This is a genomic window from Pseudomonas sp. NBRC 111138, assembly GCF_001320835.1.
GTDB classification, from domain to species: Bacteria; Pseudomonadota; Gammaproteobacteria; order Pseudomonadales; family Pseudomonadaceae; genus Aquipseudomonas; species Aquipseudomonas paracarnis.
This window is the reverse complement of record NZ_BCBO01000034.1, coordinates 13,704-28,883: the sequence shown is the minus strand read 5'-3', so window position 1 is coordinate 28,883 and position 15,180 is coordinate 13,704. Positions and strand designations below refer to the sequence as shown.

Below are 15,180 nucleotides of genomic sequence, written 5' to 3'. Positions count from 1 at the left end.
CTCCCACAAGGATATTGCGGTGTTTGGCTTACCGGTTTTCAGTCTTCGTTGATCGGCAACACGTAGTTTTTGAATTCGGTGTCTTCGCGAAACCCAATCGACTCGTAGGTCTTCTGCGCCACGTCGTTATCGCTGCTGGTCGATACCCGCAGGCGCACCGCGTGGGTGTCCTTGGCCATTTTCTTGGCCGTGCGCATCAGGTTGTCCGCCACCAGTTGCCGGCGCGCATCCTCGGCCACATAGATGTCGTTGAGGATCCACACCCGCTTGAGCGACAGCGAAGAAAAGCTCGGGTACAGCTGGCAAAACCCCAGCAGCCGCTTGTCGTCATCGTCGGCCAGGGCCAGGTAGATCACCGACTCCTTGCGTCGCAGGCGCTTCTCCAGGAAGGCCCGTGACGAGTCCGGGAACGGCAAGGCCCCGTAGAACTCGCGGTATTTGACGAACAACGGGGTCAACAGGTCCAGGTGTTCCAGGGTCGCTTGAGTAATCCGCATGCCAGGCCTCAACTTCCAAATGGGGTATGACCACACGAGCGGCCGTGACTCGATGCTGCCTAATGACGCCAAAAAGCGCAATCGTGCCGCTAGCGGTCATCCGCCGGACTGAGCAGGAAATTGCCCTTCATCAGGTTCGGGTCGTCGGATTCGAGGGTCTGAACCTGCGCCTCATCCTTGAGATTGACCCCTGACAACTGCCGGCGACAGGCTTCTCGCATCAAGTACAGCAGGCGATGGGCCGCCATGCCATAACTCAAGCCCTCCAGCCGCACATTGGAGATGCAGTTGCGATAGGCATCGGTGAGGCCGACCTTGGGGTTGTAGGTGAAATACAGGCCCAGGCTGTCCGGCGAGCTGAGCCCCGGTCGTTCGCCGATCAGGATCACCACCATCTTGGCGCCCAGTAGCTGCCCGATTTCATCGGCCACCGCCACGCGGCCTTGCTCCACCAGGATCACCGGTGACAAGGACCAGCCTTCGACGTGGGTCTGTTCTTCCAAGCGCGCCAGAAACGGCGCTGTATGTTTATGCACGGCCAGTGCCGACAGGCCATCGGCCACCACGATGGCCAAGTCCACACCACCGGGCTGGGCCAGGGCGTAATCGCGCAGCGTTTGCGCCGACTCATCGCTCAGGCGTCGCCCAAGGTCCGGGCGTTGCAGGTAGATGTGCCGGTCCGTGGCGGCGCTGTGCAACAACAGGCTGTCTCGGCCGCGTTCGGCCAGTTGGTGGCTGAGCCCGGCGTGATCGAAGGGCAGGTGCACCGCGTCCCGCGCTTGGGCGTGGGCAAACTGGAAGTCCAGTTGGGCGCTGGTGGGAAGGCTGGTGCCGGTGCGGCCCAGGGCAATACGCGCCGGGGTCAGGCGGCGCAGTTCCAGCCACGGGTTGTCAGGCAATTCTGGTTGCACGGTCGGCTCCTTCATCCCAATTGCGCCAAGGCGTGGCGAAAGGCCGGTGGCAGGCTGTTGCCAAAGTGCACCTTGCCATCAGCCTGCGTGAAGATGCCCATTTTCGCCAGCCACTGCTCGAACTCCGGTGCCGGTTTTAAACCCAATGTTTGCCGGGCGTACAGGGCATCGTGGAACGAGGTGGTCTGGTAGTTGAGCATAATGTCGTCAGAGCCGGGGATGCCCATGATGAAGTTGATGCCGGCCACGCCGAGCAGGGTCAGCAGGGTGTCCATGTCGTCCTGGTCGGCTTCGGCGTGGTTGGTGTAGCAGATATCGCAACCCATGGGCACGCCGAGCAGTTTGCCGCAGAAGTGGTCTTCCAGGCCGGCGCGGATAATCTGCTTGCCGTTGTACAGGTACTCCGGGCCGATAAAACCGACCACGGTGTTCACCAGAAACGGCTTGAAGTGCCGCGCCACGGCGTAGGCACGGGTTTCACAGGTTTGCTGGTCGACGCCAAAGTGCGCATTGGCCGACAAGGCGCTGCCCTGGCCGGTTTCGAAGTACATCAGGTTCTGGCCCAGGGTGCCGCGCTTGAGGCTCAAGCCCGCGTCGTAACCTTCCTGCAGCACGTTCAGGTTGATCCCGAAACTGGCATTGGCCGCTTCGGTACCGGCAATTGACTGAAACACCAGGTCCAGCGGTACGCCGCGGTTGATCACTTCGATGGAGGTGGTGACGTGGGTGAGCACGCAGGCCTGGGTGGGGATTTCGTAGCGCTGGATGATCGCGTCCAGCATCTCCAGCATGGCGCAGATCGAGGCGATGCTGTCGGTGGCCGGGTTGATGCCGATCATGGCGTCGCCGTTGCCGTACAGCAGGCCGTCGAGAATGCTCGCGGCGATGCCGGCCGGTTCGTCGGTGGGGTGGTTGGGCTGCAAGCGCGTGGACAAGCGCCCGCGCAGGCCCAGGGTGCCGCGAAACTGGGTGACCACGCGGATCTTTTGCGCCACCAGCACCAGGTCTTGCACGCGCATGATCTTGGACACGGCCGCGGCCATTTCCGGTGTCAGCCCTGGCGCCAATGCGCGTAGGGTATGTTCATCAGCCGCATCGCTGAGCAGCCAGTCGCGCAGGCCGCCGACGGTTAGGTGGCTGACCGCTGCAAACGCCTGTTTATCGTGGGTGTCGATGATCAGCCGGGTGACTTCATCGCTTTCATAAGGAATTAGTGCTTCTTGCAGGAAGTGCTTGAGCGGGATATTCGCCAGCGCCATCTGCGCCGCCACACGCTCACCGTCATTCTGGGCGGCGACACCGGCGAGGAAGTCCCCGGAGCGTGCGGGGCTGGCCTTGGCCATCACGTCCTTGAGGCTGTCGAAGCGGTAGGTTTGAGCACCCACCGCGTGGGAAAAACTTGCCATACAGTGTCTCCTTGATGACGCGGGCCTGCTGTGGGCAAGGCACCGCGTCGAGGTTTTCGGCAGTTAGTGCAGAGCGGCCTCTGCGGCCTGGATCGCCGCGAATTCCTCTTCCGGCGTGCCTGCTACCAAGTGATGCCGGCTGTAGAAAGCAAAGTAAGCAATTAATACTCCATAGATGATCGCCGCGCCAATCACCACACGCGGGTCCACCAGAAAGCCAGCCACTACGGCCACGCAAGCCAGCACCAGCGCCACGCCCGAAGTGAAGATGCCACCCGGCGTGCGGTATGGCCGCTCCATTTTAGGGCGACGGATGCGCAGGGTGATGTGGGCGGCCATCATCAATACGTAGGAAATGGTGGCGCCAAACACCGCCACCAGGATCAGCAAGTCGCCCTGGCCGGTCAGCGACAGGCCAAAGCCGATAATCCCGGGGATCACCAGTGCCAATACTGGCGCCTTGCTCTTGTTGGTCTCGGACAATTTGCGCGGCAGGTAACCGGCACGGGACAAGGCAAAGATCTGCCGCGAATAGGCGTAGATAATCGAGAAAAAGCTTGCGATCAAACCGGCCAGGCCGACCAGGTTGACGAAGCTGCCCATCCAGGTGGAACCGCCGTAGGACAACGCCAAGGCTTCAACCAGCGGGTTGCCGGATTTGATCAGCGCGTACGTCCCCGCACCGCCCGGCGCGATCACCAGGATCAACAGGGCAAAACTGGTCAGCACCACAATCGCGCCGATCAGCCCGCGCGGCAGGTCGCGCTTGGGGTTCTTGGTTTCTTCAGCGGCCAGCGGCACGCCTTCCACCGCCAGGAAAAACCAGATGGCATAAGGGATCGCGGCCCACACGCCGACGTAGCCGAACGGCAGGAAGCTGCTGGCGCCCTTGGCCTCGGTCACGGGTATATCCAGCAGGTTGGCGACGTTGAAGTGCGGCACCATCGACACCAGGAACACGCCCAGGGCAATCGCGGCGACAGCGGTGATCACGAACATCAGCTTCAAGGCTTCGCCCACACCAAAGATGTGGATGCCAATAAAGATGATGTAGAACGCCAGGTAGATCATCCAGCCGCCAATGCCGAACAACGACTCGCAATAGGCGCCGATAAACACTGCGATGGCGGCGGGGGCGATGGCGTATTCGATAAGGATGGCAGTACCCGTGAGGAACCCGCCCCAAGGGCCGAATGCGCTGCGGGCAAAACCGTAGCCACCGCCAGCAGTGGGGATCATGGAGGACAGCTCGGCCAGGGAAAAGCACATGCACAGGTACATGGTGGCCATCAGCAAAGTGGCGAGGAACATGCCGCCCCAGCCGCCTTGGGCCAGGCCAAAGTTCCAGCCGGCGTAATCGCCGGAAATAACATAGGCGACGCCAAGGCCAACCAGTAGTACCCAGCCGGCGGCGCCTTTTTTCAGTTCGCGTTGTTGAAAATAATCGGTGCCGACTTTTTCGAAGTCGACAGAAGAACCAGTGGGTTCGCTAGGCATGGGAAGTACCTTCCATTCTTATTGTTTTTGACTCGGCGTCTGTGTGCCGAACGAGGTAGCAATTGCTTGTGATATCAAATGTGGGAGCTGGCTTGCCTGCGATAGCGGCCTGTCAGCTACCCCTTATTTGGCTGATACACGCCGCTAATGTAGGAGCGAGCTTGCTCGCGAAAAACTTGCGAGCGCCTCGGGGAGTCAGGCTGCTCGCGTTATCGTTAACGTTCTTCGCGAGCAAGCTCGCTCCTACAGTGACGGTTGTTGCTTCAGTGGGGTTAGAAAAAGCCCAACGGATTAATGTCGTAGCTCACCAGCAAGTTCTTGGTCTGCTGGTAGTGATCCAACATCATCTTGTGGGTTTCACGGCCCACGCCAGACTTCTTGTAACCACCAAACGCGGCATGCGCCGGGTACAGGTGGTAGCAGTTGGTCCACACGCGGCCGGCTTTGATCGCCCGGCCCATGCGGTAGGCGCGGTTGATGTCGCGGGTCCACAGGCCGGCGCCCAGGCCGAACTCGGTGTCGTTGGCAATCGCCAGGGCTTCGGCTTCATCCTTGAAAGTGGTGATGCTTACCACCGGGCCGAAGATTTCTTCCTGGAACACACGCATGTCGTTGGTGCCCTTGAGCAGGGTCGGCTGGATGTAATAACCGGTGGCCAGGTCGCCCGTGAGCTTCTCGACCTTGCCGCCGGTGAGCAATTGCGCGCCTTCGCCCTTGGCGATTTCCAGGTAGGACAGGATCTTGTCGAACTGCTGCTCGGACGCCTGGGCGCCGACCATGGTGTCGGTGTCCAGCGGGTCACCACGCTTGATCGACTCGACCTTCTTCATCACCACTTTCATGAAGTCGTCGTAGATCGACTCTTCCACCAGAGCGCGGGAAGGGCAGGTGCACACTTCGCCCTGGTTGAAGAACGCCAGCACCAGGCCTTCGGCGGCTTTTTCGATAAATGCAGGTTCCGCTTTCATGATGTCGGCGAAGAAGATGTTCGGCGACTTGCCGCCCAGCTCGACCGTGGACGGAATGATGTTCTCGGCCGCGGCATGCATGATGTGCGAGCCCACAGGCGTTGAACCGGTAAAGGCGATCTTGGCGATGCGCTTGCTGGTGGCAAGGGCTTCGCCAGCTTCCTTGCCGAAACCGTGCACCACGTTCAGCACGCCCGGTGGCAGCAAGTCGCCGATCAGCTCCATCAGCACGCTGATGCCCAACGGCGTTTGCTCGGCTGGCTTGAGCACCACACAGTTACCGGCGGCCAGGGCCGGTGCGAGTTTCCACGCGGCCATCAGCAGCGGGAAGTTCCACGGGATGATCTGGCCAACCACACCCAGCGGTTCGTGGAAGTGGTAGGCGGCGGTGAGTTCGTTGATTTCCGCGCTGCTGCCTTCCTGGGCGCGGATGCAGCCAGCGAAGTAGCGGAAGTGGTCGGCGGCCAGGGGGATGTCGGCGTTGAGGGTTTCGCGCACGGCCTTGCCGTTGTCCCAGGTTTCGGTGATGGCCAGAAGTTCGAGGTTTTGCTCGATGCGGTCGGCGATTTTCAGCAGTACCAGCGAGCGGTCCTGGGCGCTGGTTTTGCCCCAGGCGTCTGCGGCTGCGTGGGCGGCGTCCAGTGCTTTGTCGATGTCTTTGGCAGTGGAGCGCGGGAAGTCGGCGATGGGCTTGCCATTGACCGGCGAGGTGTTGGAGAAGTAGTTGCCATCGACCGGCGCCACGAATTCGCCGCCGATGTAGTTGCCGTATTTGGCCTTGAACGAAACGATGGCGCCTTCGGTACCGGGGTGTGCATAACGCATGGTGGGCATCTCCTGCTTTTATGTTTATCGGAGTACAGCGCTGCGAGCGCGTTATAAAGCGTAGAGCAAAGGTCGGGCCATCGCCGTGCGGGCCAGCAGAATCAAGAGGTTGGGCTTTGTTGCAAGGCTTTGCCGTGACGGGAGTGATACAGGCAAGGTGACAGTTTGTGCCATAAACGATACAGCCTGTGACCGGTGGGTCGGGCCGGGATTGCAATGGCCGGATGGCTGGGGGATGCTGGGCGTTCTCACGCAGGGAGAATAATAAGAACATGCATAACGATCATTTCAGTCGCCATGCCCAGCAAGTCTTGACCGTCACCCGTGGCCAAGAGCTTTCCCAAGGGCCTGGCAGCGACCCGTCCATCGCCCGTTCCTGGCTGCGCTGCGTGGAGGATTACCACCTCGACCCGGCGCTGACCATCGCGCCCACCGTGCTCGAGCACGGGCGCTTGCTGGAAAGTCGCGAACGCCTGCGCCAAGTGCTGCACATCGCCGGCAGCGAAATGAACAGCCTGCACCAGCAACTCTCCGGCGCCGGTCATGCGGTGCTGCTCACCGATGCGCGTGGGGTGATCCTCAACTGTGTCACCGCGCCGTCCGAGCGCAAGATATTCGAGCGCGCCGGCTTATGGCTGGGCGCTGACTGGAGCGAAGCCTGCGAAGGCACCAACGGCATCGGCACCTGCCTGGTGGAGCGGCAGTCGTTGACGATCCACCGTGACGAGCATTTTCGCGGCCGTCATACCGGGCTGACCTGTTCGGCCAGCCCGGTGTTCGACCCTCATGGTGAATTGCTGGCGGTGCTGGATGTGTCCTCGGCCCGCGAAGCCGTGTCGCGCCAGAGCCAGTTCCACACCATGGCGCTGGTGAACCTGTCGGCCAAGATGATCGAAAGTTGCTATTTCCTGCGCCACTTCGAACACCACTGGCTGTTGCGTTTCCACCTGCAGGCCGAGTCGGTCGGGTTGTTCAGCGAAGGCTTGCTGGCGTTTGATGGCGAAGGGCGCATTTGTGCGGTCAACCAGAGCGCTCTGAACCTGTTGGGGCAGCTGCGCGGCGGCTTGGTGGGCCAGTCGGTGGAGGCATTTTTCGACTGCTCCCTGGATCAGTTACTGGGGCGGGCCAGCGCGAATGCCACGGCCAGTTGGCCGCTGCGCACCCGCGATGGCCGGCCTTTGTTTGCAGCGCTGCGAGGTCAGCCGCGCAGTGTGCCGGTACCCATCATCAAGCCGCAGGCGCCACGGCCTTTGGGTATCTGCGTGGGCGACCCGGCGTTGCAAAATGAGCTACGCAAGGCCTCGCGAGTGTTCGAGCGCGACGTGCCCTTGCTGATCAACGGCGAAACCGGCTGCGGTAAAGAAGCTTTCGCCAAGGCCGTGCATCAGGGCAGCCAGCGGGGCGATAAGGCCTTTGTTGCGCTGAACTGTGCGGCGATTCCAGAAAACCTGATCGAGAGCGAACTGTTTGGCTATCGCGCCGGCAGTTTCACCGGCGCCCTTAAAGAAGGCATGCGCGGCAAACTGCAACAGGCCGACGGCGGCACGCTGTTTCTCGACGAAATCGGCGACATGCCCCTGGCGTTGCAAACCCGCCTGTTACGGGTGCTGGAGGATCGCCTGGTGGTGCCTATCGGCGGCGAACCTCAAGCGGTGAACGTGCGCATCATCAGCGCCACGCACCGTAATTTGCTGGAGCGCGTGGCCGATGGCAGCTTTCGCGAAGACCTGTATTACCGCTTGAACGGCTTGGAAGTGGCCCTGCCGCCGTTGCGCGAACGCAGTGACAAGTCGCAACTGTTGGACTTCCTCCTGGCCCAGGAAGCGGGCACCGAGCAGGTGATGCTGGACGAGCCTGCGCGCCAGGCTCTGTTGGCATTCCACTGGCCCGGCAACCTGCGGCAGTTGCGTACGGTGTTGCGCACGGTAGTGGCGCTCTGTGAGGGCGGGCGAGTCGGTCTTGAAGACTTGCCGGCACTGATTCGCCAAGCGCAGCCGCAAGGGGCGAGGGTGGATGCGCCGTGCGTCTCGCCGCTGGAGAACGCCGAGCGCCAGGCATTGCTCAACGCGTTGGCGCAGCAGCGCTGGCATATGAGCCATGTGGCTGAACAGTTGGGGGTCAGTCGCAATACGCTGTACCGCAAGTTACGCAAACATGGCATTTCACGGGACGCCATGCAGTAAGGGGCGCTGTCGGAGTAACCTGGTTATTGCGAACTGCTCGTTTTTTGCCTCACGCGCTACCTTGAAAGGCGCTGAGCTTAAAAACGCCGGCAGCACGGTTTAAGAGCTCCCTTGTGCCGGATCCTACCGGCGAGCGTTTCGTGCTCAGCTAAAGCGTGCGAACTTTCCCACCCTACGCTAACCTGCCTCGATGTTTACGAGGTCGACTATGCACATTCATATTCTGGGTATCTGCGGTACGTTCATGGGTTCGATGGCGGTTCTGGCCAAAGAGCTGGGCCATCACGTAACAGGCTCCGATGCCAATGTTTATCCACCCATGAGCACGCAGCTACAGGCGCAAGGGATTGAGCTGATCCAAGGTTACGACCCTTCGCAATTCGACCCGGTGCCGGACCTGGTCGTCATCGGCAACGCCATGTCTCGCGGCAACCCGGCGGTGGAATACGTACTGAACAAAGGCTTGCCTTACGTCTCCGGCCCCCAGTGGCTGGCGGACCATGTGCTGCAGGGTCGTTGGGTCCTGGCAGTGGCGGGCACTCACGGCAAGACCACCACCAGCAGCATGCTGGCCTGGGTGCTGGAGCATGCAGGCATGAGCCCGGGTTTCCTGATTGGCGGTGTGCCGCAGAACTTCTCGGTATCGGCGCGCCTTGGGGAGACGCCGTTTTTTGTGATCGAGGCCGATGAATACGACAGCGCCTTTTTCGACAAGCGCTCCAAGTTCGTCCATTACCGCCCACGCACAGCGATCCTGAACAACCTTGAGTTCGATCACGCGGATATCTTCCCTGATCTGCCGGCGATTGAGCGCCAGTTCCACCACTTGGTGCGCACTATCCCAAGTGAGGGCCTTGTCATTCATCCCACCACCGAGCCTGCGTTGCAGCGTGTGATCGACATGGGCTGCTGGACCCCGGTGCAAACCACCGGCGCGGACGGGCAGTGGCAGGCGAGGTTGCTCAGCGAAGACGGTTCGCGGTTTGAAGTGCTGTTCGAAGGCCAGCCCCAAGGCATCGTCGATTGGGGCATGACCGGCCAACACAACGTGGCCAACGCTTTGGTGAGCCTGGCTGCCGCTCGGCATGTTGGCGTGGTGCCAGCCATGGGCATTGCCGCCTTGAGCGCATTCAAGAGTGTGAAGCGGCGCATGGAGAAAGTCGCTGAAGTAAATGGAATTACCATCTACGACGACTTTGCCCACCACCCGACCGCAATTGCCACCACCCTGGATGGCCTGCGCAAGCGCGTCGGCGATGCGCAAATTATTGCCATCGTCGAGCCGCGTTCCAACTCCATGAAGCTGGGCGCGCACCGTGATGGCCTGCCCGAGAGCGTCAACGATGCCGACCAGGTGGTGTGGTATGCGCCGGCCAACCTCGGCTGGGATTTGCCCGCGATTGCTGCGCTATGCACCGTGCCCTCCACAGTCTGCGTTTCATTGGAAGGCATCATTGAGCATGTGAAATCCTTGGCCCAGCCCGGCACCCACGTGGTGGTCATGAGCAACGGCGGCTTTGGCGGCCTGCACGGCAAGCTGGCCGAGGCACTGAAATGAGCGGGCCGGAACGCATCACCCTGGCGATGACCGGCGCATCCGGTGCGCCCTACGGCTTGCGCCTGCTCGACTGCCTGGTGCGTGAAGACCGTGAGGTGCATTTTCTGATCTCCAAGGCGGCGCAATTGGTGCTGGCGACTGAGACCGATGTCGCGCTGCCTTCCAAAGTGCAGATGATGCAGGCATTCCTCACCGAGTACACCGGCGCAGCGGCGGGGCAGATCAAGGTCTACGGCAAAGAGGACTGGATGTCGCCGGTAGCCTCAGGCTCCGGTGCGCCAGCGGCGATGGTGGTGGTGCCGTGCTCCACCGGCACCTTGTCGGCGATTGCCACGGGGGCCTGCAACAACCTGATCGAACGGGCGGCGGATGTGACCTTGAAGGAGCGCCGCCAGTTGATCCTGGTGCCGCGCGAAGCGCCGTATTCGAGCATTCACCTGGAGCACATGCTCAAGTTGTCGAACATGGGCGTGACCATTCTGCCCGCGTCGCCTGGTTTCTATCACCAGCCACAGACCATCGATGACCTGGTGGACTTTGTGGTGGCGCGCATTCTCAACCTGTTGAACATTCCCCAGGACATGTTGCCGCGTTGGGGCGAGCACCATCTGGGCGGCGATGAATAAAGCACTGCTGCTGTTGATGGCACTGCAACTAACCGGCTGTGCCACCGCGCGCACGCTGGATGCCGCGCAACCGGGCGCCCCGGTGGTGTATGCCGGCACACGCCTGGATCTGTACGCGATCAATGGCGGCTGCTGCGCCAAGGACCGCTTTGGTGCCGAGGCCCCGAGCTATCCCCATCTCGACCTGCCGGCCAGCGCGTTGCTCGATACCTTATTGTTGCCACTGTCGGTGTTGACGGTGCTGGGTGTGGGCTTCAACGCCACGGGCGGGCTGTAGATAGGATGTGGATCGGTGGATCGTTCCCACGCTCCGCGTGGGAATGCAGTCGGGGACGCTCCGCGTCCCAAGCATGACGCAGAGCGTCCTAACCGGCGCTCCCACGCAGAGCGTGGGAACGATCAGTACAAGCCCTGCATCATTACTTGCCGAGCTTGCGCAACTCGTCCGATTCCACCACCCGCACGCCATCCTGTTCTTCCAGCGCCAGGCGCCACATGGCGCGGGCCAGTTCGCAGACTTCAATACCGTGGTACTTGCCCGGGATAAGCCGTGACAGCGGGCCGGCCAACTGTTCGGCCAGGCGCGGTTCCAGTCGCTCACCCAGCAGCAGCGAGGGACGTACGATGGTCAACTGCGGCCAGTCTTGCGCTCGGAGCGCCAGTTCCATTTCCCCTTTGACCCGGTTGTAGAACACCGAGGATTTCGGATCGGCGCCAATCGCACTGATCACGATCAGATGCCGCGCGCCCAGTTCCCGTGCGCGCTTGGCGAAGGCCACCACCATGTCCAGGTCGACCGCACGGAACGCCGCTTCCGAGCCGGCCTTTTTGATCGTGGTGCCCAGGCAGCAGAAGGCAATATCCACGCGACCGCTCAGTTGCGGCAGGAACACCGCCGGGTCGCCCACCGGGTTTTCCAGGCGTGGATGTTCAGCCAATGGTTTGCGGCTGGGTGCCAGCACGCGGGTCACGGTGGGTTCGTTGAGCAGGCGGTCGAGCAGGTGTTCGCCAGTGAGGCCGGAAGCCCCGGCCAGCAAGATATGCTGCGGTGTCAGGTACATGGTGTTTCCCCCTTGTTACACGTTACAGCTTAGTTGCCTTTGGCTTCCTTGCTATTCATTGAGACGCTTTCGAGCGCCTTTCGTGCCTGCTGTTTACGTAATAATTGCCAATGGGCGATCACGCCTTTAGGGGCCCAGATCTGCGGTTCGGAGGCTTCGAAGTTGTCCGCCTGTTCGCGTTCGGCCACGTGCAGTTGCGCCAGTTTGAAGGCGTGTTGCAAATCATCCGTCTGGTTGAAAGCTTGTGCGAAAAGGGCATCACCGAAGTAGGTGAAGTCTGCTTCTTCCGAGCAGCCGAATGACACGCGGTCTGCACGGGAGGCGGTCATGATCAGGGTGCGCTCATCTTTGAGCGCCGGTATGAAACCGCCGGAGTAACACGCGGAGATCACGATGACCTTGTCGCGGTTTTTCAGCGGTGCGAGCACGGCGGCCAGCTCGTCGGCGGGCAGGTCGGCCAGTTCCATGCGCGGTTGGTCGAGCACCAGCTCATGCTCATGGGTGCCATGGCTGGTCATGTAAATGAACACCAGGTCTTCCGGTCCGGTCCGTTCGGCCAGGGTTTGCACCGAGCGGCGCAGGCTTTCGCGGGTGGCCAGGGGGCGGTCGGCGATATGGTCGCGGTGGTTGACCAGGCGCACCTGCCCGCGCGCGCCGAAGCGGGTGGCGAGCAGGTTGCTGACGTAATCGGCCTCGCGCAGGAACACGCTTTGCTTGCCGTCGCCGGCCAGCACCAACGTGTATAGCTCGACGGCCGGAGTGGACGCGGGCACTGTCGCCAGGGCGTCATTGAGCAAGCGGCCTTGAGCCAGTATGCCGGTCTCCAGAGGGTCCGGCAGCAGCTTGCCCTCGGCGTCGCGCACGCGCAGGCCGTTGACCCAGGTGCCGGACTGCACGGTGCCGTCGGTGAGTACCAGGGTGCCACGGCCTTGATAGTTGTCGCTGTCGAAGCCACCGATATAGAAACTGCCATCGGTGAGGTTCAGGCGCCCTTCGCCGGTAAAGCGCCAGTCACTGAACTGGCCGACATAGTGGCTGCCATCGACCCCGATCAATTCGCCTTTGCCGGTCAGCGCGCCTTCCTTGAACTGGCCGATCCACACATCACCGTCGGCGTTCTCGTAGCGGCCTTTACCGTTGAGCTGGTTCTGCTTGAATTGGCCGACATAGATATCGCCTTCGGCGCTATTGAAAGTGCCATTGCCTTCCAGTTGTCCATCGACAAAGCGGCCGCTGAACTGGTTGCCGCTGTCGTCATTGCGCTGGCCTTCGCCATTGGGCTTGCCGTGGGCGAACTGGCCCTGGTACTGACTGCCGTCGGCCAGTTCCAGGCGGCCGAGGCCTGAGTACTGGTCGTCCTGGAATTCGCCGCGATAAGTCATCTGCCCTTCTTTGAGGGTGCCTTCGCCGTTGCGTCGGCCGTTCTTGAAACCGCCCACGTAGCTGCTGCCCGAGGTGGTCAGGCTACCCTGGCCGTCAAACAGGCCCTGCTTGAATTCACCTTTATAGACTTCGCCATTGCTGCCATGCCATTCGCCCTGGCCGTGCCACTGGCCTTTGTCGAACTGGCCGGCGTACCAACTGCCATTGGGGTAGTCCACACGGCCTTGGCCTTGCAGCAAACCGTTGACCACATCGCCACGGTAGCGGCCGCCATCGGGCAAGCGCGCATCGGGCGGCAACAGCGATTCGCCGTCTCCGCAAGCGGTGAGCAACAGGGCAAGGGCAAGGGGAGCGAGTGGGCGCATAGCGGGATCCGGATAATTGAGCGCCGAGTATGCCGTAGCCGGGGTGCCGAACCTAGTGGTCTATGCGCAGGATCCATCACCTGTAGGAGCGGGCTTGCCCGCGAAAACTCACAGGCGCCGCATTTGTTCAGCAAGCACGCGTTATCGCTGACGACCTTCGCGAGCAAGCTCGCTCCTACAGTGGGGGTGTGGCGATCATACGAAGCAGAGTGACAGCGACTCGGCAATATAGGCCGGCTTCTCCTGACCTTCGATTTCCAGGGTGGCGGTGGCCTTGAACAGCCATTGGCCCGGTTTTTTCTCGGTGACGTCAGTGAGGGTGACGTTCAGCCGCACCTTGGAGTTTACTTTCACCGGCTGGATAAAGCGCACGCTGTCCAGGCCGTAGTTGACGGCCATCTTCAAGCCTTCGGGCATGATCAGGATGTCTTCCATCAGCTTGGGCATCAGCGACAGTGACAGGAACCCGTGGGCGATGGTGCTGCCGAACGGGGTTTGCGCCGCCTTGACCGGGTCGACGTGGATGAACTGATGATCGCCGGTGGCTTCCGCGAACAGGTTGATACGCGCCTGGTCGATGGTGAGCCATTCGGAACGTCCCAGTTCCTTGCCGACGTAATCTTTGAGCTGCGCTACGGGTACATAGGGCATTGCGTCTCTCCTTGGTTCATCACTTATGTGCCCGTTGATAAGGGGCGTTTTTATGGGTTACAGAGAACCAATGTAGATCATCATGGGCAATCAGCCTGGTCAACCCAACATGCTTTTGGCGAATGCCGGAGCATAGGGCGGGCATGCTTATAATGCGCGCGAGTTTTGAGGGGGAGAGCGGGATGCTGTTACGTGGCCTGACCTGGCTGGTGCTGTTTCAACTGATCGGCACGGCGATCAATCATTTACTGGTGCCGGTACTGCCGGGGCCGATCATCGGCTTGTTGCTGATGCTGGGCTTTCTGGTCTGGCGCGGTGAAGTCGGCGAGCCCCTGAGCCTGGCGGCCGGCAGCCTGTTGCGTTACCTGCCGCTGCTGCTGGTGCCGCCGGCCGTGGGAGTGATGGTGTATGCCAAGGACATCGTGGCGGATTTCTGGGCCATCGTCGGGGCGTTGGTGGTGTCGCTGGTGATCGCCATGGGCTTTGTCGGTGTGCTGATGCAGCAGATGGTCAAGCGCAAGGAGAAGGACCAATGATCCTCGACTGGCAGGGCGCCTGGACGGCGGTCATTCATCACCCGCTGTTCGGTATCGGTATCACCCTGGGCGCCTATCAACTGGTGCTGGCGGGGTTCGAGAAAACCCGCTGGATCTTCCTGCAGCCGGTGCTGGTGTCGATGCTGCTGGTGATCGGCGTGCTGCTCACCTGCGGGCTGAGCTACGCCGAATACCGCAAGAGCACCGAGATCATGGGCATCCTGCTGGGGCCTGCCACAGTGGCCCTGGCGGTGCCGCTTTATCTGAACCTGCGACGGATTCGCCAATTGTTCTGGCCGATATTTACTACGCTGGTGGTAGGCGGGGTATTGGCCACCGGCCTTTGTGTGGCGTTGGGATGGTGGTTCGGGGCCGAGCACAGGGTGCTGATGACCATGGCGCCCAAGTCGGTCACCTCGCCGATTGCCATGCTGGTGGCCGAGCAGATCGGCGGCGTGGCGGCCTTGGCGGCGGTGTTTGTATTGATCACTGGGGTGGTCGGCGCGATGATCGGTCCAGCGCTCTTGTCGCGCCTGGGTGTACGCAGCCCCGAAGCGCGGGGCATGGCCCTGGGCATGACCGCCCACGCTGTCGGCACTTCGGTAGCCCTGCAGGAAAGCGAAGAATGCGGCGCCTTCGCGGCGCTGGCCATGAGTTTGATGGGCGTGGCCACGGCGGTGTTCCTGCCGTTGGCGGTGTCGGTCATTGTTTAA

General features: G+C 61.5%; 14 protein-coding genes. 6 read left to right on the top strand and 8 right to left on the bottom strand.

Going from position 1 to position 15,180, the window contains the following annotated elements; genetic code table 11:
- Positions 1-38 precede the first annotated feature (38 nt).
- The 5 genes from APH41_RS06805 to APH41_RS06785 form a co-directional block, all read right to left on the bottom strand.
- Positions 39-497, bottom strand: coding sequence for an N-acetyltransferase (locus tag APH41_RS06805; protein WP_014720105.1), 459 nt, complete (start codon positions 495-497; stop codon positions 39-41).
- An 89-nt stretch (positions 498-586) separates the two neighbouring features.
- On the bottom strand, positions 587-1,423 hold the full coding sequence (gene eutC, locus APH41_RS06800) for an ethanolamine ammonia-lyase subunit EutC (protein ID WP_054918137.1): 837 nt from the start codon (positions 1,421-1,423) through the stop codon (positions 587-589).
- The gene (locus APH41_RS06795; RefSeq protein WP_054918134.1) at positions 1,420-2,814 is read right to left on the bottom strand and encodes an ethanolamine ammonia-lyase subunit EutB; all 1,395 of its coding nucleotides are present in this window, start codon (positions 2,812-2,814) and stop codon (positions 1,420-1,422) included. The genes eutC and APH41_RS06795 overlap by 4 nt, the downstream gene beginning before the upstream one ends.
- A 63-nt stretch (positions 2,815-2,877) precedes the next feature.
- Positions 2,878-4,311: an ethanolamine permease gene (eat, locus tag APH41_RS06790; protein ID WP_003194515.1), complete on the bottom strand. Its 1,434-nt coding sequence runs from the start codon at positions 4,309-4,311 to the stop codon at positions 2,878-2,880.
- A gap of 272 nt (positions 4,312-4,583) precedes the next feature.
- Entirely contained in the window at positions 4,584-6,104 is a 1,521-nt protein-coding gene (locus APH41_RS06785; RefSeq protein WP_005791797.1) for an aldehyde dehydrogenase family protein, read from the bottom strand.
- A 272-nt stretch (positions 6,105-6,376) separates the two neighbouring features.
- Here APH41_RS06785 and APH41_RS06780 point away from each other — a divergent pair, with 272 nt between their 5' ends.
- The 4 genes from APH41_RS06780 (at position 6,377) to APH41_RS06765 (ending at position 10,748) form a co-directional block, all read left to right on the top strand.
- Complete coding sequence (locus APH41_RS06780; protein WP_054918132.1) at positions 6,377-8,287, top strand: sigma-54-dependent Fis family transcriptional regulator; 1,911 nt, start codon at positions 6,377-6,379, stop codon at positions 8,285-8,287.
- Positions 8,288-8,495: 208 nt separating this feature from the next.
- Positions 8,496-9,845 (top strand): UDP-N-acetylmuramate:L-alanyl-gamma-D-glutamyl-meso-diaminopimelate ligase, encoded by a 1,350-nt coding sequence (gene mpl / locus APH41_RS06775; RefSeq protein WP_054918129.1) that lies wholly within the window; start codon positions 8,496-8,498, stop codon positions 9,843-9,845.
- Positions 9,842-10,471 (top strand): flavin prenyltransferase UbiX, encoded by a 630-nt coding sequence (gene ubiX, locus APH41_RS06770; protein ID WP_032895136.1) that lies wholly within the window; start codon positions 9,842-9,844, stop codon positions 10,469-10,471. The genes mpl and ubiX overlap by 4 nt, the downstream gene beginning before the upstream one ends.
- The gene (locus APH41_RS06765; RefSeq protein WP_003194502.1) at positions 10,464-10,748 is read left to right on the top strand and encodes a YceK/YidQ family lipoprotein; all 285 of its coding nucleotides are present in this window, start codon (positions 10,464-10,466) and stop codon (positions 10,746-10,748) included. The genes ubiX and APH41_RS06765 overlap by 8 nt, the downstream gene beginning before the upstream one ends.
- A 142-nt stretch (positions 10,749-10,890) precedes the next feature.
- Here APH41_RS06765 and APH41_RS06760 read toward each other — a convergent pair whose 3' ends face one another.
- The 3 genes from APH41_RS06760 to APH41_RS06750 all read right to left on the bottom strand — a co-directional run bounded on the left by APH41_RS06760 (position 10,891) and on the right by APH41_RS06750 (position 13,931).
- Positions 10,891-11,532 carry an oxidoreductase gene (locus APH41_RS06760; RefSeq protein ID WP_014720096.1) on the bottom strand — a complete coding sequence of 214 codons (642 nt, stop codon included), beginning with the start codon at positions 11,530-11,532 and terminating at the stop codon, positions 10,891-10,893.
- A gap of 29 nt (positions 11,533-11,561) precedes the next feature.
- Positions 11,562-13,280: a C13 family peptidase gene (locus APH41_RS06755; protein WP_054918127.1), complete on the bottom strand. Its 1,719-nt coding sequence runs from the start codon at positions 13,278-13,280 to the stop codon at positions 11,562-11,564.
- A gap of 195 nt (positions 13,281-13,475) precedes the next feature.
- A complete protein-coding gene (locus APH41_RS06750) occupies positions 13,476-13,931 on the bottom strand; it encodes a MaoC family dehydratase (RefSeq protein ID WP_003194496.1) in 456 nt (151 codons plus the stop codon).
- Between the two features lie 182 nt (positions 13,932-14,113).
- Here APH41_RS06750 and APH41_RS06745 point away from each other — a divergent pair, with 182 nt between their 5' ends.
- Positions 14,114-14,467 carry a CidA/LrgA family protein gene (locus APH41_RS06745; RefSeq protein WP_054918124.1) on the top strand — a complete coding sequence of 118 codons (354 nt, stop codon included), beginning with the start codon at positions 14,114-14,116 and terminating at the stop codon, positions 14,465-14,467.
- A complete protein-coding gene (locus APH41_RS06740) occupies positions 14,464-15,180 on the top strand; it encodes an LrgB family protein (RefSeq protein WP_034126899.1) in 717 nt (238 codons plus the stop codon). Before APH41_RS06745 ends, APH41_RS06740 begins: the two co-directional genes overlap by 4 nt.